The organism is Paenibacillus mesophilus (assembly GCF_005938385.1).
In the GTDB taxonomy this organism is placed as follows: Bacteria; Bacillota; Bacilli; order Paenibacillales; family NBRC-103111; genus Paenibacillus_AB; species Paenibacillus_AB mesophilus.
On record NZ_VCRA01000019.1, the window covers coordinates 90,722 to 111,285 of the forward strand.

Sequence of the window (20,564 nt, forward strand, 5' to 3'; positions counted from 1 at the left end):
CGGTAAAAGAATAACAACCGCTGGTTGAATGCAGATCAACTTTGCTTACGTTGCGTATATCGGGCCTGTGTGCAATGATGGATTCATCACATACGGAAGCGGTGGGATCGTAGTGGCGGAAGAGATCAAGTTTCAGGAACGAATAAAAGAGCTTCGATCCGAGCGGAACATGACCCAACAACAGTTGGGAGATTTGCTCGGAGTTACGGGCCAAGCCGTATCCAAATGGGAGACCGGGCTCGCAACTCCGGATATTATGCTTCTGCCCAAGGTTGCGAAACTGTTCGGTTGTACCATTGATTCGCTGTTCTTCGGCAGTGATGGCACCGGATCAGATGACTGCAAAACTATGACGAGATTGGATCTTGCAGAAACGAAGATCGAAAACTCCAACTTAAGAGGCGTCGTCATGCGCGATGTCGTAATGGACGGCGCCGAAATATTCGACAGCCGTCTGAACGGTATGCGGATTCATCACGGCGGCATGGCCAACTTGTCGATGCGGCATCTTGATCTGGATGGGCTGTCAATCGGTTTCAGCCAGATGAACGGAGCCATCATCCATGATCTCGGCGGGCATACGATACCGATCCGATTCGCAGAGAATGATTTCAAAGGAAGTACAATCGATCGCTGCGACCTGGCTTATGCCGAGCTGACGAATTGCAATCTATCGGGGCTGCGCATCATAGGCTCCACGCTAAGAGACAGTTGGCTGCTGCAGCCTGATACATACGATCCGTTGCATATGGAGGATGTAGATTTACACGACAGCTTGATCACCGGAAGTAATTTATCGGGCTTGCGCATCGTAGACTGCGAAATCGATGGGATGACGATAAACGGGGTTTCGGTGAAACAGCTGATCGATGACAAAATTCAAGAGGATAAGCGGCGAATCTCAATGGTCACCGTGAGAAAAGCAAATGAAACCGACCTCGTACAGGTAGCCAAGCTATCCGAATTGTGGGTCTCCGAAAATATCACCTACGGTTTGGGGGCTAATAGCGAACAACTCCTGAGAACATACATCGGCGATTACTTTTGGGTGGCCGAGGCCGACTCGCAGGTTATAGGTTATATAACGGGAACTGTTCACGTAAGCAATGGATTGGCTGTTATAGAAAAAGGGGAGCATTACCTTGAAGTGGATGAGGTCTACGTTCATCCCGCATATCGGAATGAAAACATTGGCCATATGCTGGTGGACCGGCTTCTTCAAACAGCGGAAGAAAATCGTATAACTCGTTCAATCGTTTATTCCGCAACTAAACAATGGCAAAACATAATTGGTTTTTATGAGAAGCACGGCTTTACAATGTGGTTTGTTCAAATGTACCGTTAAAAAAAGTACCGGGCTTGAAGCCCGGTACTTTATCAAACAGGAAAAGCCGTTTGTTTTTATTGGGGACAGCCATAAGGGGGTTTAGGCAAGCCTAAACGGTCCAGGTTGCCGCATACCGTACTTTGCCAGTAGGCCACCTGATCATCCAGCGATTTCGCGGAATGCTGTTGAATGATTTCGATGTAGGCTGTAGCTGCCGCGACTTGCGGATCGAAGGACCAGGACCAGTAATCCGTCCGATCATATCTTCCGATCCATTGTCCGTCTACGCCAAATTTTTGTTGATCGGTTACGCCGATGACGGCTCCGTCCGCTGATCTCAGCAAAAGGAAAACTCCGCCGGTAAATCCGGTTAATTTGACGTTGTTCTTCGTTCGGGTCACGACGTCAAGCTGGCCGGCCAATGCTCCCGAGCGCTGAAGCGTGGCCCTTGTGTACATGTAACGCCCGCCATTGGAGCTTTGCCATTCAGCTTCTACAGTTAAAGAAGGAATGGTCTGGACTGAGGATGAAGATGAATAGCTCCCGCCTGTGCTTCCCCCTGATCCTCCGTCATAACCTCCGATCGGATCTTCCGACATCCGCGCAGAGACCGAAGAAGTAGCAGCAAACAGGGTAAAAGCGGCAAGCATAAACGTTAACAATTTACCTTTCCAAGTTTTCATCATTAAGCCCTCCGAATCAATGTTTTATTGTGGTTGCAACCCTCCATCATTATGGAATACATATTGACTTCCAAAAAGTACTAATTTTTTCTAGTACCGGTAGTGTCGTGTGCGCTATAGCTGAACGTCAATGCCAAAAAGACTGTTCCCGCTTGTAATAAACGGGAGCAGTCTTTTTGGCATTGGCGAATTAAGCGGAAGATCGTCGTCCGGTATGGCAGAAGATACGGGACCCGATTTGCCGGTATTTTGATCTCAGCTATTAAAAAGCTTATAATATCATAGAATAAGGAAATAAGTATATTAATCTTTAAATAATAGTGATAAACTAGATAGGGTTAATATTGATTCAGCATAGTTGCGAGACTAGATCGCGCCCTGGCTTGCTGTAGCGCCTAAGCAGGAGCGCCTACATTTGGTCTGCAAATCTTAGGGTATAAGGACGGTTAACATGAGCAACAGACAAACAAAATCAGACGTTATCTTAATTGGTGCCGGAATTATGAGTGCGACTTTAGGGTCACTGCTGAAGGAATTAGTACCGGACTGGGAAATTACAGTGGTTGAGAGGCTTGCAAGCGCCGGAGAAGAAAGTTCTAACGAATGGAATAATGCAGGAACGGGGCATGCTTCCCTGTGTGAGCTCAACTACACCGTCGAAAAACCTGACGGATCCATAGATATTAGCAAAGCTATCAAAGTTAATGAAGAGTATCAGGTGTCGAAGCAGTTTTGGTCATATCTCGTAAACAGCAATCTGATACGCAACCCGAGGGACTTTATCTCGCCGGTACCTCATATGAGTTATGTACAAGGGGAACAGGATGTAACGTTTTTAAGAAAACGGTTCGAAGCCATGTCCAGCAACCCTCTGTTTCAAGGGATGGAATATTCCGATGATCCGGGAAAACTGGCGGAATGGATTCCGCTCATGATGAAAGACCGGACTATAAATAAACCTATAGCGGCAACAAGAATCGATTCCGGCACGGATGTCAACTTTGGCGCTTTAACGCGCATATTGTTTGCTCATTTAAAGAGTAAAAGCGTCGATATCAAATTCAAACATAATGTCGATGACATTAAACGGACCGGCGACGGCTATTGGGAATTGAAAGTCCGGAACGTCGATACCGGTACCGTCGAACGCCATACCGCCAAATTCGTCTTTATCGGCGGCGGGGGTGGAAGTCTGCATTTGCTGCAAAAATCCGGTATTCCCGAAGGAAAAGGAATCGGAGGATTTCCGGTAAGCGGACTATTTATGGTGTGTCAGAACCCGGAGATAGTAGCACAGCATTATGCAAAAGTATACGGTAAAGCTTCGGTCGGCGCTCCGCCAATGTCTGTCCCGCATCTTGACACAAGGGTGATCGACAAGAAAAGATCGTTGTTCTTCGGACCGTTTGCCGGCTTCTCGCCGAAGTTTCTAAAATCCGGTTCCATGATGGATTTACTAACTTCCGTCAAAGCGCATAATCTCGTAACCATGATGGCGGCAGGCGTAAAAAACGTTTCATTGACAACCTACCTGATCAAGCAAGTGATGTTGTCGAAAGAACAGCGTATGGAAGCTTTAAGGGAATTTGTCCCGAACGCCAAAAGCGAGGATTGGGATTTGCTGGTAGCGGGCCAGCGTGTTCAAATTATCAAAGATACCGCCGCCGGCAAAGGAACGCTTCAATTCGGCACGGAAGTTATCAGTGCAGCCGACGGTTCGATAGCAGCATTGCTCGGCGCTTCGCCGGGCGCCTCTACTGCCGTTTCCGTCATGCTTGAGGTAATCCAAAAATGCTTCCCGCAGCACATGAAAGCGTGGGAGCCGAAAATTATAGAAATGATTCCTTCCTACGGCTTGTCGCTGTTGAAAAACCCGGACCTGGTCCAAGAAATTCATACTTCAACTGCGCGGACGCTCGGTCTGAGCGAAGACTTGCCGCCGTTACAAATCGCGCGCCAAACCGTATCCTGACAATCGAAGGTTACATCCGACATCGCCACATCGCTGGCGATGTTTTTTTGTATACTGCAAGCTTCGCGTAATTGGAGACGATCGAATTGTCATGCAAGCAGCGAACCATAGACTAGGCTCATGCATACTTTGAAAAGTAATAATTATTAGTTCATTATTCTTTTTTATCATGGAGGGAAAACTATATGGCATTTTTGCCACAGCCGGGATCGCCTGCACAAACTCTGCCTCCTCCGCCGGATTATATCCCGCCTTATCCGATTTATCCGTCGTATATCGTCGACTGCTCGTATCAATACACTTATGTGTGGTTACGAAACGGGGAAAGCTTCTGGTTTTATCCGACTCGGGTAGAGTATGGCGCAGTTTCAGGTTTACGTTGGAACGGACTGTTCTGGTATTTTTTCGGGATTGACCCAAGATTTATAGAGGCGGTCTCGTGTCCTCCGATTCCTACTCTGTACTGACCCGTCGTTTCTTCATCTTACGCAACAAGGCTGCCACGGGGAAGACGAAGGGCAGCCTCGTTGTGCTCAAGGATATGGACACGCAAAAGGTGATATTACTCCACTAACCCCAGTTCCTTATAGACATGAAACGATACGACCCCGTTTGGAGCTAAACGATGATCCCGCTGATATTTTTTTAACGCTGCAGTCGTATCGGAACGAAACTTGCCGTTGCACGTCCCTTTGAAGTATCCCGCACTTTTCAAACGGGACTGCACCAGTTGAACGTCTCCACCGACATCGCCCTCGGCCAAATCCCTCGGCTCGTGATTCGGATCACCCAGAACATGTCCGTATATCGCCACCTTCGTTCCGAGGGGAACCAATTGATATAGTTCCATAACATCGCTGTTCCGCATCCGAATGCAGCCGTGGCTTTGATGGTGCCCGATAGAAAACGGCTTGTTTGTTCCATGAATGCCGTATATTCCCCACGGGACATTTAATCCGAGCCAGCGCGGACCAAAGGAAGGTCCCCAATTTTCACCTTTGTACACAATCTTATATTCGCCGATAGGAGTAGGAGTAGACGGATCCCCGACAGCGACTCTGTATGTTTTAATGACCTTTCCCTGATGCAGAACTTTCAGGCGATGCTGCTGGGGATAGACCTCGATTGTGTACTCGCCTTGCTCGGCTACGATCGGCAGCGACGGATCGGCAAAAACATGCGGTGTTCGTCCAATGCCGGACAAGCCCCACAACAGCAAAATCAGTGCAAGGATTACAATTTTGCTTTTGTTTCGATTCATCGTTCATCACCGCCATCACGTAGATTTTTAGCTGCTATATCCACCGGGTCAGTCCGTTCATGGTTACCCGTTCACGACAACTCCGCCCGTAACATGAATAAATTGTCCGGACACATAGGAAGAATCCTCGGAAGCCAAATAAACGTAGGCAGGAGCTATTTCGTACGGCTGTCCGGCACGATTCATCGGTGTCTTCGCACCCCACTTTGCGACTTGCTCGGGAGGGAAGGAGGCCGGGATGAGCGGAGTCCATATCGATCCGGGGACGACGCCATTCACGCGAATACCTCTGCCATGCAAAGATTTGGATAAAGAACGGGTGAACGATACAATCGCTCCTTTCGTTGCGGAGTAATCGAGCAATTGCTCATTTCCTTCGTACGCGGTTAAGGAAGCCGCGTTAATGATCGTACCCCCTTGCTTCATATGGGGTAATGCCGCTTTCGTCAAATAAAATACGGAGAAAAAATTCGTTCGGAACGTCCGCTCCATTTGTTCGGCCGTAATGTCCTCCAATCTGGTTTGCACATGCTGCTCCGCCGCATTGTTGACCAAAATATCCAGTTTGCCAAAATGCCGGAGCGTTTGCTCGACGACCTGCTTGCAAAACGGTTCGCCGCCTAGATCGCCGGCGAGCAGGAGGCATCGGCGGCCTTTTTGCTCGACAATCTGTTTCGTCAGTTCCGCGTCCGAATGTTCGTTCAAATAGGCGATGGCGACATCTGCGCCTTCCTTGGCGAATGCAACGGCAATAGCTCGTCCTTGTCCGCTATCGCCGCCGGTAACGATCGCAACCTTATCCTTCAGCTTTCCGCTGCCTATATAGTTCGGGTTATCGAAGACCGGCTTTGGATTCATGAGCGATTCCAAGCCGGGCTGTTGATCCTGATGTTGAAGCGGATACGGTGGGGCCGGCTGCATGTGCGAATCGGTTGTTGACATCCCAATATTCTCCCTTCTTAGTGTGAGCCGAAATCCGGATGCGCAACCGCAGCGGTAATCACGTTGAGCAAGACCGGTTTGTCGCTATTGCGCGATTGAATTAAAGCTTGTTCCAATTGATCTTCATTTTCTGCGAGATAACCGTGCCATCCGCATGCTTCCGCTATTCCTACAAAATCCGGGTTCGTGATCTCCGTACCTTCCGGTCGTAAATGTTTCATTAGCATTTTGTCATGTTCCATTTGCAGCCTGCCGTTATTAAAGACAATGACAGTAATGAGAAGCCCATAGCGGGAAGCCGTGAGTAAGTCGGACATGACCATTCCGAGTCCGCCGTCCCCGGTTATACAGACGACTTGTTTATCGGGCGAGCAGCATTTTGCCGCCAGAGCGGCGGGTAAGCCGAATCCCATCGCCCGCCATCGCTCGGACAGTAAGACATTTTGACGATTCGCCCGAAAATTTCGCAGAAACCAAATAGTCGAATCGCCTTCATCCAAGGCAATTAAGGCGTCATCCGCAATATGGCTCTCCAAAACCCGTATTACGGATGCGGGATAAAGTGGAACGGCGGTTCGATTCCTCTCTTTATCGTTTTGCGTAGCCCACGCTTGCTTGCACTCTTGAACTTGCCGCACCCATTCCGCATTTGGTTTGTACCCGCTTAACCCGTCGATCCATTGCGGGACCGCGATGTTCGCATCCCCGGCAACCCAGATGGCAGACGGTGAAAGCATTACGGAATCGGTTGGGCGTTTGGCCAATTGAACAAGGAAGAACGGCTTTGGAACGACTTCATCCGGCCATTTCGTTTCGATGGCTAATACGACATCGGCCTTTTGCAGCAGTTTGGGCAGGAGAGGATTTCCCCCTTCGCCAAGCCCGTTGAGCATTGACGGATGCGACTCGGGAACGATTCCGACTGTTCCATAGCTGTTCACGGTTCCGCATCCCCACGTCTCGGCCAATCTTCGAATCGGTTCACGAGCCGAACGTGCTCCATTGCCCACAAGTAGGATCGGTTGCCTAGACGATTGCAATAGATTCGATACCCGCCGCATCTCTGCCGGGTCTGAAAGCGGAGCAGGCATGTGTGGAGGATCGTAGGGCTGAGCCGTTGTCAACATCGTAAAAACATCGGAAGGTATGGATAAATGAGAGACAGTGCGCTGAACGATAGATGTATACATCGCATGAGACATCGACTCCATAACCGCATCGGGATGTACGACCGATTGGCTGTACGACGAAACGGCTTGTACAAGTTGCTGTTGATTGATGGACTGCTTATAGGGTGTGCCGAGTTTGTTCAGGGGCGCCTGGCCGGTTATGGCAAGTACCGGAGCTTTGTCCAGAAAAGCATCGCCAAGCCCTGTAACAAGGTTGGTAAGACCCGGTCCCATATGCGAAAGGCAGACGGCAAGCCGGCCCGTTAGTTTCGCTTCGGCCGACGCCATCATGGCGGCAACGGACTCGTGCTTCACGGTAATAAAAGAAATCGCGTTTTGCTTGGCAAGGGCGTCAATCAGTCCAAAAACGGCGTCCCCTACAACTCCGTATATTCTCCGGACCCCCCAAAGCCCGAGCAATTCCAAAATCGCCTGCGCTACGGTTCGCCGAGCCGGATGACTTTGTTGTGGTGTTTTGTAGGAATGGGGTGACCCGGTAGCTTGCATGTCGGGCATTCGTCTACGCCCTTTCATTATCTTTTTCATGTAGTATGTCTTTGCCAATTCTTAATTATTACTAACAACATTCGCACGGCGCGAAACCGGCAAATAGTACAAGCCGCTCTCGCGAGAGCGGCTTGATACGTGGTCATGATGCGCTAACCGGCTTCATTGCCGGTTCGTCCGCCATAGGCATGGGAATGCGGATGCCTGCCATTAATCGTCGTGAACCCTTCAAACAGGTGATAATGCCCGCCGCCCAGGAGAGGAACGGCAGGTCCGGTTGTTCCTTGAATGTGGTGGGTGTGGCCGAAATCGAACGAAGTCGTTACCTGATAGTCGTGCACATGAGGCACCCCGCTTGGGGCCGGAGCCGTCCAGCTTGCGTATTGATGAGAATGTCCGTCACTGATGGAAGTCACGCCGGAGAACGGGTGGACATGGACGGGCCTGCCATCCCAAGACGTAATATAAAGCCGGTGGGAATGATGATCGTCGTCTCCGGAGTCCATCACGAAACCGGTAACGGGAATTTTCATGGTGCTGCTCCCTTTCTAGTGAAGTCCTATACGGAATTAAAATATGGATTTCCGTGTTTGTCTAGAAACGGCTGGTGCCTATGCAGCGGATAAAACCACTCCGATTTATTCGTACTGTTTCGGCTCTGCAATTACACCGATCACTGGAACCGGCTCCAGCTCTCCGGCAATGACCTCCTTAATCTCGAAGCCGGCACGCTGCAAGTTGCGGATGGTGCAATCGGCTATATGGCGCAGCTTTTCCGTCGCCGGAGGTTGATTGAACAAATACACCGCTCCGCCCGGCGTTAGCCGCTTTTTGATGCAAGACAGCTCGCGATCGGCATTCATCCAGAATAAATTTACGTTTACGGCAAATATTTTGTCATACCCCGTTTGCCCCAAATCGGCAACATGCAACGAAGCGTTAAGAAAGCGCGCCTTGCCGGACGCGACGTACGGTGCATTTGCTTTCTCGGCGGCTTGAATCATCTTCGCGGACCGGTCCAAGCCGGTTATCGTACCGCCGATCAAGCTGCCGCAAATCAAAGAAACCGCCTTTCCATGTCCGCAGCCTATTTCTAGAAGCCGATCCGAGGGAGCGGTTTTCAGCATACTTACCGCCCATGTAATCCGATCTTCAGCCATACGTTTCATGACTCCTTCCTATATGTTCGGACAGTGCCGGTAAAGCTTCATTCAGCTTCGTGGGTCTCTATACTCTCAGTATACAGAATGAAGTGAACGCGCAGCTAGGAAGCGCGGTGAACAACCGGATATGGATATCAGACACCTGTGATGTTTAAAATGAAATAAATTATATTCCGTATGAAACAAACTGCATGTTCCGGCACCGATCTCCTTTGTAAGATGAAATGGACAATGCACAATGTGTGTGCATGCCATCATGCAGAGTAGAAAGACCGGTGGATCGGAGGAGATCGAATGCGCGAAGGTCAATTGACTTTTTTCGGCGGGGTAGGCAAATCGGGAGGCGTGCAGGTCCTATATGGCAAAGGCGTCCAAGCCGTTTTGTTCGATTTCGGCGTGGAACACAGCAGCCTGCTGTTCCCCAAGCAGCTTACGCTGTACGAGCCTGTAGGAGCGACACCCGGTCGGGAGCTGCGGCAATATTTGCTAGGGGGAATGACCGCTCCGCTGCTGCAGCTGTACGATCCGGAACAGATCAAGGGGCTTGATGCGGCGAAGGTGCGACGTGCTTGGGGCGACAGCGATTTCCCGCTATACGAGCGGATCAGTCTGTTTATCGGGCATATGCATACGGACCATATGGCCGTTCTTCCTTATGCGAATCCGGATATTCCCGTATATATGAACCGCGACGCTCATTCTCTGTATCGAGGAATGGTAGCGGGCGGGCATGCCCCGGATACTGCGGCTCGGATTATGGCATGCGAAGATCTAAGCGTCATAGATTTCGGCGATTTTACGATGCAGATCGTCGAGATGGACCATAATGCAACGGGTTCGGCGGGTATAATTATCGATGACGGCGACCACAAAATCGCTTATACAGGTGATTGGCGGCGTCAAGGCAAGCATCCGGAGCGGATCGACCGATTCATCGAGCTTTGCCGCGATAAGCGGATCGACTTGTTGATTACGGAAGGGACGCGTCTTCCGGCAGACCCGTCCGCTCAGCCGTCCTATCAGATGACAGAAGATGAACTGCTTGCCCGATACTCCACTATTGTGGGCGAAGCGGATGGACTCGTCTATCTGCAAATGTCTCCCCGGGATTTGGAGCGAATGGCCAATATGATTGCCATTGCGGTGGAGAAAGGCCGGGAAGTCGTCATGGAAGCCTCCCATGCGGTCATCTGGCATACGGCCAATCGTGAGGGCTTGCATATTCTGGAGGGGCATCCCGCTCTCGGCGCGGATATTCGGGTCGTCGACGCGACAGTGACGAACAAGATGACATCGCCTTACAAGACGATATCGATTGAGGAACTGGCCGAACGCAAAAATAACTATGTGTACTTTTTCAAATTTCCGGATCTTGCCCATATGATAGAACTGGAAACGCTCAGCGATTTGCCGGGGCGCTCTCATTTCATCCAATCCGATTACAGCGTTAAGCTCGATCACTCCGATGTGGCGAAATATTTGAACACGTTCGGTATTATCGGCCATTCGTTGTGCAACGGAGGGCACGCCCATCCCGATGCTATCGCCGATATGATCGAGAGGATAGCTCCCAAAGCGGTCATTACTTTGCACAGCCGCCATCCAAGGTCGCAAAATACGAGAGGCATTCACGCTTATTATCCCGAGAAGGGGGAGACGGTAACGGTTGCTTCCATACTTGGGTCCGCAATCAGCACCGGAAGCCGATAATAGAGCAGAGGGAGTAGACAGAAGATGGCTGCATTTACTTTCGTGAGACACGGCATTACCGATCACAATATCGAGAAGAGAGCGCAGGGTCATACGCAAAATCCGCTGAACGACGAGGGAAGAGCGCAAGCGGCGTTAGTGGCCAAGCGGCTCTCCGAAGAGCGGTGGGACGTATTCATCTCGAGCGATTTAAGAAGAGCCCGGGAAACCGCGGATATTATATCCGCAGCGATTGGCAAGCCGGTCGATTTTTACGATACCCGGCTGCGCGAAATGGATAGAGGGAAAATCGCCGATACGATTGAGGAGGAACGGGTAGCCCGATGGGGGGAAAACTGGAAAGAGCTTGATATGGGCCAGGAATCCCACGAGTCCATGCGTAAGCGAGGAATCGACTTCATTCAGGACATAGCATCGCGATTTCCCTCCAAGAACGTGCTCGTCGTCACTCACGGTTATTTCCTCGGACAAACTTTAAAGGAATTGATGGAGGACGAGTTGACCGGCAACGAAATGCGCAATACGTCTGTCACCACGATCGCGCATAACGACGAGAAGTGGGAGTATTCGCTCTATGATTGCGTAAGACATTTGTCTGAACATTGAAATCCAGGTACAGGGAAGCTTAGCGAACTAAAATTATTTGCTTTAGAAGAGCCGGTCCTATGCGGACCGGTTCTTTTTGCGTAATAGAGCAGGCGCTTAAACCCGATTTTTCTCGCGATATTTCGAGGGCCTCATTCCCATGCTTTTAGCAAATACGAGGCTTAAATAGAAGCCGTTCTCATAGCCGCAGCGGCCGGCGATCTGATCCAGCGTCATGTCGGTATCGAGCAGCAGCTCCGCCGCCCTGCGGATGCGCAAAGATCGGACGAAATCCGACGGCGTCATGCGAAACGATTTCCGGAAACGGCGCGTAAACTGGACGGGGCTAAGCCCGAGCAGATCGGAAAGCTCGTTCATGCCGAATGGGGTATAGGCGTGCAAATAGAGCCACTCCGTCGCCCGGTTCATCAGTGCGTCTTCCGAAATAGGAAGATGCTCAAGCTTATCTTCTAGATGCTCATCTTCCCAATCCTCGCAGGTAAGCTGCCATATATCTCCCAGAATCATTTGTTTGCGCTGGACACTGCGCTGATCGACCGCAAGATGAAGCTTGCGCAAATAAGCGAAGTCCGAGAACAGCCGAATGCTGTCCGTCGGATGCGATCTCACGGATGGCAGCGGATGCTTAAGTTCGGACGGCCCGCTGCCGGCAAATTCGAAGCCGATATAATGGAGTCCGAGCGGCGATACCATTTCGCGATGAAAGGTGCACCCCGGGGGACAATAAATAAGCTCTCCGGCGCTTGCCTCTCCGCTTTCCGCACCAATCCGATACCGGAATTTCCCCGATTCAACGGCAAACATCACCCATATGGGATAAGAATCCGACTGCTTTTCAAATTGTTCCTTGTGCTCGAAATAGACGTGATAGGCCAGCAGCAGCTGCCGGTTCCATAAGGCTTGCGCATCCATGATGAACCATCGGCCCCTCTAACTGAAATAAAGTATATTATAAATGAATGATTACTGTATGTACAAGCATTATTAAAATTGATCTATTGAAATAAAAGCATGTAAAGTGCGTCGGCTTAACAATATCTTTACGGTGATTTAACAGAGTAAGCAAATTCAATTGCTATAGTTGAAGAGTCGATTAGGAAAAATACGCACTATTAAATGGAGGTATTACTTTGAAAAGCAAGAGCATTTCTTTATTGCTGGGTATGTCAATTTTAGGAACTGTAGCTCTGGCAGGCTGCGGGACGGAAGCGGCGGGTCAGAAGAGTGGAAGCGCCCCGCAGAACGCCTCGGCGAAGGCGGTGGATACGACGCCGGTTAAGCTCAAATTCGCCGTACATTTGCCGCTAACCGAAGAATTTAAGCAGCTGTATATCGAGCCGGTCGCAAAGAAGTATCCCCATATTACGTTGGAGCTTATCAGTGCAAGCTCGTTCAAGGCCTACGATGAGCTTATCGCTTCCGGCGAGGTGCCGGATCTATATATTTCGTTTAACGGCAACATGCCGGGTTTAAAAGACCGGGCCATTAACATGGATATGAAGCCGCTTTTTCAGAAAAATCAAGTGGACTTGAATCGGTTCGAGCAAAATTACTTGGACGATATTCAATATGCAGCGACCGAAAAAGGCGAATTATACGGCTTGCCGATTGAAACAGGATTTCATGCATTGTACTATAATAAGGACATCTTCAATAAATTCGGCGCCCCATATCCGAAGGACGGAATGACCATGGAGGATGCTTTGGAGCTTGCCAAGAAGGTGACACGGATCGATAATGGCGTTCAGTATCGCGGTTGGGACGTAGCGAGTATCGTGAGAATGGCTCAACCTCTCGGGCTTGAATATATCGACCGCAAATCGGAGAAGGCGATTACGTCGAGTGAAAGCTGGAAACGCGTGTTCGAACTGGGTAAGCAAATTTATTCGATTCCCGGCAATGAACCGGCGAAAGATTCGAAAAAGAACGGGTTGAACGGGTTCATCAACGATCGCTCGATTGCGATGCTGAATGAAACCAGCAAGTTCTCGCAGCTGAAAGAGGCGCAGGGTCTCAACTGGGATGTCGTACAGCATCCGTTCTATAAGGATAAACCGAATATTTACGGTAATTCGACTGTATATATGGTAGGAGCTGTACCGACAACCAAACATATGAACCAGGTGCTTCAGGTTATCGAGGTGTTAACCTCCGATGAAGTGCAGATGAACGTTTCCAAGTCCGGCCGAGTATCGCCGCTTAAGAACGATGCCGTGAAAAAAGCGTTCGGGCAGGGCGACTCTTCCTTGAAGGATAAAAACATAGCCGGAATTGTGAAAAGCACGCCGGTGAAATACCCGATATATTTATACAGGGAAATCGCCGAACCTCTCACTACGAAAAAGTTCGACGTATTCCTGAAGGGGTCGGACGATGTGAACACGGTACTGAGAGAGCTTGACGAGGAAATCAATAAAGCGGTTGAAATTGAAAGGACCAAGAAATAATGTCGTCTTGGCCGTCAAACAAATTTGTTCGGGAGAGTGATCCAACTTGAGGCTTTCAACGACAACAGCTACTTTTAGCCGTACCTTGTCGGGAGGCTATACCTCATACAAAGAGTCCGTCAGAAGGTTAAAGGCAGCAGGATATGATGTGCTGGACATTAATTTTTGCCGAGCTTTGACGGGCCAGACCGATCTGGTAAGCGACAATTGGGAGCAAATGATGCACGAGCTCCGGGAAGAGGCCGAGACGCTGGGCATGGAGTTTACCCAGTCGCATCCCGTTTTTTTACCCGGACATCCGAATCATCAGCCGGCCGAACGGCTGGAGATTTACCGGGAGATGATGCGCCGATCCATTATCGCGAGCTCCATTCTCGGCGTAAAATGGGCGGTCGTACATCCCCATGAGGACAGAGAGAAAACCGCACTGGACGTAGATGCATGTATCAAGGACAATGTGGAGCATTTCTCTCCGATTGTCGAGCTTGCGATCAAGCACAATGTCGGCATCGCATTTGAAAATATGATTGAGAGGGAATCGTCAAAGAGGCGGTTTGCCAGTCATGCGGCCGAGCTTGCCGCGCTGAGCGACGTGTGGGGCGAGTCTCGGATAGGGGCATGCTGGGACTTCGGTCACGCCAATTTTCTGTACAAGGATCAGCGCCCGGCGCTGCGTACGCTTGGCAAGCGGCTCAAGGCGACTCACGTCAACGATAATTACGGCAGCTCGGACGAGCATATGTTTCCGTTTCACGGCAGCGTGAATTGGCGCTCCATCATGCCGGTGCTCGTCGAGATCGGCTATGAGGGCGATTTTACTTATGAGACGCATAAGGAATTTGACGGGTTGCCGGAGCCTATTAAAGACTCTTTGGCGAAGGTCGGATACGAAATCGGTCAATACTGTCTGACATTAACGCGAGGATAGAAATTGTTCCACAAACAAAGCTTGAGAAATCAGGCTTTGTTTTTTTTGCCTGCTCTGCCCAGATTTTCTTTCAAGATCTCCAATCCCCGTTTTAATTCCTCCAATGAGTTTGTAGACGATAGTGCTATTCTCAAATAGTGATTCCGAGTATTGGCCCCGCTTAAAAATCGATCCGAGTGAAAAACACGAATTCCTTTATTAAGAAAGTAACTCTCCATGTTTGCAGTATAAGCCTTGTCCATTAAGGGTAGCCATCTGTAGAAGCTGAGTGGATGACCCGGATTATGAGGCTGCGGGAAATATTGAGCAAATAAATGGTTTGCGGACTGCGCCAGCTGCATTTTTTCCGCAACAATCGCGTTTGCTTTTCCAGTCAAAATAAGCTCGGTTATGATTTCGGCATCTGGAAAAGTACAAGGGAACCGGGCTGAAAAAGATGTATTTGATTTTCGGTCTATGCGACCAATCATTCTCCAATAATTATTCAGCAAATATACCGCAAAAGGTGAATAAGGGATGGTACATGTTCTTCGTTACGTTGCTGAATCATAGCTATTGGGTGCTTGGCGCTACCATTGGCGGGCTTTTTGGATCGCTCTTGCAATTCCGTATGGAAGGGCTTGAGTTTGTTATGACGGCTTTATTTGTTGTCATCTTTATTGAACTATGGATGAAAGAGAGAGTACATCACAGTTCGTTATTGGGTCTGGCCGTATCCTTTTTATGCCTTATCGTTTTTAACGGCGGCAGCTTTATCATTCCTTCCATGATCCTCATCTTATTCGGACTTACTTTGATGAGGAAGCGGCTGGCGAAGGTAGGTGAATGTACTTGACAATGACTTTCATGGAGCGAATGATTACGATAGGAATGGTCGTTTTGGGAACGATGATAACAAGATTTCTTCCATTTCTTATTTTTCCTTCCGGTCGACCCGTTCCAACTTATGTGCAGTATCTCGGCAAAGTATTGCCTTCAGCGGCTCTGGGATTACTGGTGATTTACAGTATCAAAGATGTCAATTTTATATCCGGCAGCCATGGAGTACCCGAAATGATTTCAATTGCCATTACTGCATGTCTTCATATTTGGAAGAGGAATATGTTCATATCCATTGTTAGCGGTACACTCGTCTATATGTTTTTGATTCAGTATATTTTTTAATGGGGAATGACAGCTTTAGCTCGTCTTTTTCCGGCGCACGCTGGATATACTTGTAGTGAATGCCTCCCACAGCCTGAAGGGACGAGGGCTTCTTGTTTCTACGATCTCTGCCTTCCCTTGGAGGAAGGTCTTACAGGATCTCCACAAGCGTTCGATGCTTTCCGCATCCCGTTCGGGGGCAACCCTCCCTACGTTGCTCGGTCCATCAAGCTGGCATTTCCAAGGCCCGCTGCAAGATGATCTTGGCCGAAACGATGTCTCTATCTTGAATCAGTCCGCACGACCCGCATTCATGGATCCGGATGGACAATGTTTTCGGCACAGGCGCGCCGCACAGACAGGATTGCGATGTGCCGTGGGCAGGCACTTGAGCGAATCGCTTTCCTTGTCTTTTAGCTTTGTAAGACAGGTACGTGATAAATCGTCTCCATCCGGCATCTGAAATGCTTTTGGCCAGGCGGCGGTTGCGGACCATGTTCCTGACCTTCAACTCTTCCACCGCGATCAGATCATGGTCTCGTACAATGCGGTACGATTGTTTATGCAAAAAGTCTTTTCGCTGCCGCGCGACTTTCTGGTGGGCCTTGGCGACCTTATGTTTGGCCTTCTTCCGGTTGCGGGAAGCAGGTTGCTTGCGGGAAAGTTGCTGCTGCTTCCGTTTCAGCCTCTTCTCCGCTTTGCGTAGATACCGGGGGTTGTCCACCTTCGTTTCATCGGACAGCGCCGCGAACGTGTTCAGCCCGACATCAATGCCCACAGCGGATTCCGCCGTTTGCGTCGCTTCCGCATCAGGCACTTTCACGCTAATATTGACCATCCAACTGTCCACATACCGTTTCACATTGATTTGCGTCACGTTCGAAGGGTCAAAGGGGCGGTGAGCATTCAGTTTGACAACGCCGATTTTGGAAAGGTAGACGAATCCTGGTTTGGCAAACGTCTTTTCAACCGCGCCGGGTTGCGGGTAAGTAAAGGAAACGTATCGGTCAGTAGACTTGTAGCGGGGGTACCCGGCTTCACCGCGGAAGAAACGCTGATACGCATCATCCAAACGCCGCAAACAGTCCTGCAGTACCTGCGAATGAACGTTCTTGTATTCGGGAAACTCCTTCTTGAAGGCAGGCAGTTCATTCTGCTGCATGGTATAGGTGATGGTTTTGCCTTCCTGTTTGTAGGCGGTCTCGCGTTGTTCCTTCGCCCTATTGTACAGCTCTCGGCAACATTCCAGTGTTCGATTCATGAGTTGTTCCTGTTCGGGAGTCGGATAAAGGCGAAACTGAAAGGTCATTTGCACATGCATGCCCCCTTATAAGAACGCGCGTTCCCATTATATCCTATTCACCACGAATTCTCCACCCAATTATAGAAAATGTTACAAGGGAAAAAACACGAGGGATTCGACAAAAAACAGTTCATTTAGGCTTCGCCTATCCGAAATTCACCCCCCCTGCAGAGGAAGAGGACTTCTTTCGGATTGGTATTAATTATCGTACTAGGAGGGCACGCTTATGGCAGAACAGAATAAAGTGACGATTAAAGTGAACGACAACGGATCGCTTCGGGTGACAGGGCCGGTCGAACTGGTGGACGCGGAAGGCAACCCGTTCGAACACAAAGAATCGTTCTCGCTGTGCCGGTGCGGCGGATCTGGCAGTAAGCCGTTCTGCGACGGCACGCATAAGTCGATCGGCTTCGAAAGCGCGCCGAGAGCGAAGCGGGACTAATTATCGGCAATCGGCAACCCGGTCTCTTGATGAGGCCGGGTTGTTTTCCGGTGCGCTGGATTGTCCAATCTCTTCCTTTTCATTCGGATTCCCTATGAAATATAATAGGGGCAGGAATCAGAAGAGACAGAGAATGGGGCAATCCATGATGACAATGATGTTGGCCTATGCGGATGGAAGTCAATAAATCTATGAATATGCCGATTTTATCTACGAAATTGTTTATCCCCCCGCCACGGACTAAAGTCGTCCTCCGACCACGCCTGATCGAGCGGCTGAACGAGGGTCTTGATCGCAAGCTGACCCTCGTCTCTGCTTCGGCCGGCTTTGGAAAGACTGCGCTGGTCAGCGAATGGGTCGCCTGTTGTGATCGACCAGTAGCATGGCTGTCATTGGACGAAGGGGACAACGATACTGCACGTTTCCTTACTCACCTTGTCGCCGCTCTGAGGACGATAGCAGAGAACATTGGAGGAGGCGTAGTGAGCGCGCTCAAATCGCCACGGCCGCCATCGGCCGAATCGATTCTAACGATCCTGCTCAATGAAATCTCGGCCCTCCCGTTCAAATTCGTACTCGTCCTTGATGACTACCATATTGTTAGTTCCAAATGGATCGACGAAGCGCTCAGCTTCATACTCGAGCATCTCCCGCCGCAGGCGCACCTGGTGATGGCCACCCGAGAAAATCCTCAACTTCCGCTAAGCCGGTTACGCGCACGGGGCCATTTGACCGAGTTGCGTGCCGCCGACCTGCGCTTTACACCCGGCGAAGCGGCATCATTCCTTAAACAGGTGATGGGCCTCGGTCTAACGGATGACGAAATTACTGCGCTGATAACCCGCACCGAAGGCTGGATTGCGGGGCTTCAGCTGGCGGCACTCTCATTGCAGGGGAGCGAGGACATTCCTTCGTTCATTCGGGCATTCGCCGGAGACAATCGGTACATTGCGGACTATCTGGTCGAAGAGGTTCTGCAGCGTCAGCCCGAGCATGTCCGGAGCTTCTTGCTTCGGACCTCCATTCTAGACCGTTTACAAGGCCCGCTGTGCGATGCCGTCACCGGTCAGGAGGCGGGCAACGCGCGGTTGGAGGCTTTGGAGCGAGGAAATTTCTTTGTCGTTCCACTCGATGACAGGCGCTGTTGGTATCGCTATCATCACCTCTTTGCCGAGGTACTCTCGGTGCATTTGAGGGCGGAAGAGGAGCCCGATCAGGTAGCTGAGCTGCATCGGCGAGCGAGCATGTGGCATGAGCGGTATGGCTCGGCGGCCGATGCGATTCGCCACGCGCTTGCCGCCGAAGATTTCGCGCGGGCGGCGGATCTGATTGAGCGGTCATTACCTGTTATGCGCCAAAATAGACAAGAGGTTGCGGTGCTGGGCTGGCTGAAGACGCTCCCAGACGAGCTGGTTCGCTGCAGGCCTGTGCTAAGCGTCGGGTATGCCTGGTCGTTACTTGCTTGCGGCGAGTTAGAGGCCGTAGAGATCCGGCTGCGAGACGCCGAACGGTGGCTGGTGCCGACAGCGGATATGCATGAGCGACCGGAAGCCTTGCCTGCCGGTATGATCGTCGTGGACGAAGAGGAATTTCGCCGTCTGCCTGGTGCGATTGCCGTGTACCGTGCCGCACATGCCCAGGTACTGGGCGATGTGCCCTCCGTTATGAAGTACGCCCGGCGGGTGCTCGAACTCGTACCCGAGGACGACTATCTCGTGCGCGGAGCGGCAACCGCACTCCTGGGACTTGCGTTCTGGACGAGCGGGGCTCTCGAGGCGGCGCACCGGATGTTTACCGAAGGCATGGCGAATGTGCAGCAGGCCGGGAACATCTTTGACGTAATCGGGGGCTCTATCGCTCTGGCTGATATACGGATTGCGCAAGGCCGGCTCCGCCAAGCGATGCGTATTTATGAACAGGGATTGCAGCTTGCGACGTTGCAAGGAGATCCAGTACTGCGGGGAACGGCAGACATGTACGTGGGCATGAGTGAGATATACCGCGAGTATGACGATCTGCAAGCCGCCACGCTGCACTTGCTGAGAAGCAAGGAGCAGGGCGAGCACACCGGTTTCCCGCAATACCGGTATCGCTGGTGCGTCGCCATGGCTAGAATACGGGAGGCTCAGGGAGATCCGGACGGTGCGCTCGAGCTGCTCCACGAGGCAGAGCAGCTGTATGTGAGTGATTTTTTCCCAAATGTTCGTCCTATAGCGGCATTAAAGGCACGGGTGTGGGTCGCGCAGGGGAAGTTGGGTGAAGCCCTCGACTGGGCACGGGAGCAAAGCTTGTCCGCCCGTGACGAGCTTAGTTACCTTCGCGAATTCGATCACATTACACTGGCCAGGGTGCTTCTGGCCCGGTTCAAGAGCGACCGCGCAGACCGCTCCATGCTTGAGGCGATGGGACTCCTGGAGCGCCTCCTCCAGGCAGCGGAAGCAGGCGGGAGGCTGGGAAGCGCGGTCGAAATCCTGGTCGTGCAGGCACTTGCCCACCATAGGTTGGGCGACATCCCTGCTGCGCTCGTACCGCTGGAACGTCTGCTGACCTTGACTGAACCCGAGGGCTACGTCCGCATCTTTGTGGATGAAGGCGAACCTATGGCAGCCCTGCTGGAAGCGGCCGTGAAACAGGGGATCGCCAAGGACTATGTCCGTCATCTCCTGTCAGCCTTTGGCAAGGAAGAGGGCATAAGAAAACACGCCAAACCGATTGCAAGCGAGCCGCTGAGCGAACGAGAACGGGACGTGCTCCGGATGCTCGGAACCGATTTGAGCGGCCCGGACATAGCACGCGAACTCATGGTGTCCCTGAATACCTTGCGGACCCATACGAAGAACATTTACGACAAGCTTCAGGTGAACAACCGGCGGGCTGCAGTCCGCCGGGCTAAGGATCTCGATTTGTTCTAGCGTAAGGCAATCGGCTCTCCGGGCTCTGGCATGCGGCATACCGCTTACC

Annotated in this window: 18 protein-coding genes and 1 pseudogene; 10 read left to right on the plus strand and 9 right to left on the minus strand. The window is 50.9% G+C overall.

The genetic code is table 11. The features are described from left to right. Positions 1–112 precede the first annotated feature (112 nt). Positions 113–1,345: a GNAT family N-acetyltransferase gene (locus FE783_RS37700; RefSeq protein ID WP_238403267.1), complete on the plus strand. Its 1,233-nt coding sequence runs from the start codon at positions 113–115 to the stop codon at positions 1,343–1,345. 56 nt (positions 1,346–1,401) lie between these two features. Here the strand turns inward: FE783_RS37700 and FE783_RS26780 are convergent, their stop codons facing one another. Then, positions 1,402–2,013 carry a hypothetical protein gene (locus FE783_RS26780; protein WP_238403268.1) on the minus strand — a complete coding sequence of 204 codons (612 nt, stop codon included), beginning with the start codon at positions 2,011–2,013 and terminating at the stop codon, positions 1,402–1,404. A gap of 448 nt (positions 2,014–2,461) precedes the next feature. Between FE783_RS26780 and FE783_RS26785 the strand changes: the two genes are divergently transcribed. Further along, the gene (locus FE783_RS26785; RefSeq protein WP_138882441.1) at positions 2,462–3,982 is read left to right on the plus strand and encodes a malate:quinone oxidoreductase; all 1,521 of its coding nucleotides are present in this window, start codon (positions 2,462–2,464) and stop codon (positions 3,980–3,982) included. A gap of 562 nt (positions 3,983–4,544) precedes the next feature. Here FE783_RS26785 and FE783_RS26795 read toward each other — a convergent pair. From FE783_RS26795 to FE783_RS26815, 5 genes are all read right to left on the minus strand, one after another. Further along, positions 4,545–5,243 carry a L,D-transpeptidase family protein gene (locus FE783_RS26795; RefSeq protein ID WP_138882443.1) on the minus strand — a complete coding sequence of 233 codons (699 nt, stop codon included), beginning with the start codon at positions 5,241–5,243 and terminating at the stop codon, positions 4,545–4,547. A 63-nt stretch (positions 5,244–5,306) separates the two neighbouring features. Beyond that, the gene (locus tag FE783_RS26800; protein WP_138882444.1) at positions 5,307–6,185 is read right to left on the minus strand and encodes an SDR family oxidoreductase; all 879 of its coding nucleotides are present in this window, start codon (positions 6,183–6,185) and stop codon (positions 5,307–5,309) included. A gap of 17 nt (positions 6,186–6,202) precedes the next feature. Then, the gene (locus FE783_RS26805; RefSeq protein ID WP_238403269.1) at positions 6,203–7,870 is read right to left on the minus strand and encodes a thiamine pyrophosphate-binding protein; all 1,668 of its coding nucleotides are present in this window, start codon (positions 7,868–7,870) and stop codon (positions 6,203–6,205) included. Positions 7,871–8,013: 143 nt separating this feature from the next. Further along, on the minus strand, positions 8,014–8,394 hold the full coding sequence (locus FE783_RS26810) for a YmaF family protein (RefSeq protein ID WP_138882445.1): 381 nt from the start codon (positions 8,392–8,394) through the stop codon (positions 8,014–8,016). Between the two features lie 105 nt (positions 8,395–8,499). After that, positions 8,500–9,021, minus strand: a complete 522-nt coding sequence (locus tag FE783_RS26815) for a class I SAM-dependent methyltransferase (RefSeq protein ID WP_158302045.1) — start codon at positions 9,019–9,021, stop codon at positions 8,500–8,502. A gap of 297 nt (positions 9,022–9,318) precedes the next feature. Between FE783_RS26815 and FE783_RS26820 the strand changes: the two genes are divergently transcribed. Further along, on the plus strand, positions 9,319–10,734 hold the full coding sequence (locus FE783_RS26820; protein ID WP_138882447.1) for an MBL fold metallo-hydrolase: 1,416 nt from the start codon (positions 9,319–9,321) through the stop codon (positions 10,732–10,734). A gap of 24 nt (positions 10,735–10,758) precedes the next feature. Then, positions 10,759–11,340 (plus strand): histidine phosphatase family protein, encoded by a 582-nt coding sequence (locus tag FE783_RS26825; protein ID WP_138882448.1) that lies wholly within the window; start codon positions 10,759–10,761, stop codon positions 11,338–11,340. Positions 11,341–11,436: 96 nt separating this feature from the next. Here the strand turns inward: FE783_RS26825 and FE783_RS26830 are convergent, their stop codons facing one another. After that, on the minus strand, positions 11,437–12,252 hold the full coding sequence (locus FE783_RS26830) for an AraC family transcriptional regulator (RefSeq protein WP_138882449.1): 816 nt from the start codon (positions 12,250–12,252) through the stop codon (positions 11,437–11,439). A 218-nt stretch (positions 12,253–12,470) separates the two neighbouring features. Between FE783_RS26830 and FE783_RS26835 the strand changes: the two genes are divergently transcribed. Further along, positions 12,471–13,787, plus strand: coding sequence for an ABC transporter substrate-binding protein (locus tag FE783_RS26835; RefSeq protein WP_138882450.1), 1,317 nt, complete (start codon positions 12,471–12,473; stop codon positions 13,785–13,787). A gap of 85 nt (positions 13,788–13,872) precedes the next feature. After that, complete coding sequence (locus FE783_RS26840) at positions 13,873–14,715, plus strand: sugar phosphate isomerase/epimerase family protein (RefSeq protein WP_274381462.1); 843 nt, start codon at positions 13,873–13,875, stop codon at positions 14,713–14,715. Positions 14,716–14,744: 29 nt separating this feature from the next. Here the strand turns inward: FE783_RS26840 and FE783_RS37860 are convergent, their stop codons facing one another. Continuing rightward, a complete protein-coding gene (locus FE783_RS37860) occupies positions 14,745–15,185 on the minus strand; it encodes a hypothetical protein (protein WP_162458205.1) in 441 nt (146 codons plus the stop codon). Here FE783_RS37860 and FE783_RS26845 point away from each other — a divergent pair. Both FE783_RS26845 and FE783_RS26850 read left to right on the plus strand, forming a co-directional pair. Continuing rightward, positions 15,119–15,550, plus strand: a pseudogene (locus FE783_RS26845) (AzlC family ABC transporter permease); the annotation flags it as partial. The gene FE783_RS37860 and the pseudogene FE783_RS26845 overlap by 67 nt on opposite strands. 2 nt (positions 15,551–15,552) lie before the next feature. Then, complete coding sequence (locus FE783_RS26850; RefSeq protein ID WP_420799771.1) at positions 15,553–15,879, plus strand: branched-chain amino acid transporter permease; 327 nt, start codon at positions 15,553–15,555, stop codon at positions 15,877–15,879. A 205-nt stretch (positions 15,880–16,084) separates the two neighbouring features. On the opposite strand, the gene FE783_RS26855 is transcribed toward FE783_RS26850, so the two are convergent. Further along, positions 16,085–17,167 carry an RNA-guided endonuclease InsQ/TnpB family protein gene (locus FE783_RS26855; RefSeq protein WP_238403273.1) on the minus strand — a complete coding sequence of 361 codons (1,083 nt, stop codon included), beginning with the start codon at positions 17,165–17,167 and terminating at the stop codon, positions 16,085–16,087. Positions 17,168–17,387: 220 nt separating this feature from the next. On the opposite strand from FE783_RS26855, the gene FE783_RS26860 reads away from it, so the two are divergent. Together FE783_RS26860 and FE783_RS38055 are read left to right on the plus strand one after the other, a co-directional pair. Continuing rightward, positions 17,388–17,603, plus strand: coding sequence for a CDGSH iron-sulfur domain-containing protein (locus FE783_RS26860; RefSeq protein WP_138882455.1), 216 nt, complete (start codon positions 17,388–17,390; stop codon positions 17,601–17,603). 797 nt (positions 17,604–18,400) lie between these two features. After that, positions 18,401–20,515, plus strand: coding sequence for a winged helix-turn-helix domain-containing protein (locus FE783_RS38055; protein ID WP_476638930.1), 2,115 nt, complete (start codon positions 18,401–18,403; stop codon positions 20,513–20,515). The last annotated feature ends 49 nt before the right edge of the window (positions 20,516–20,564 follow it).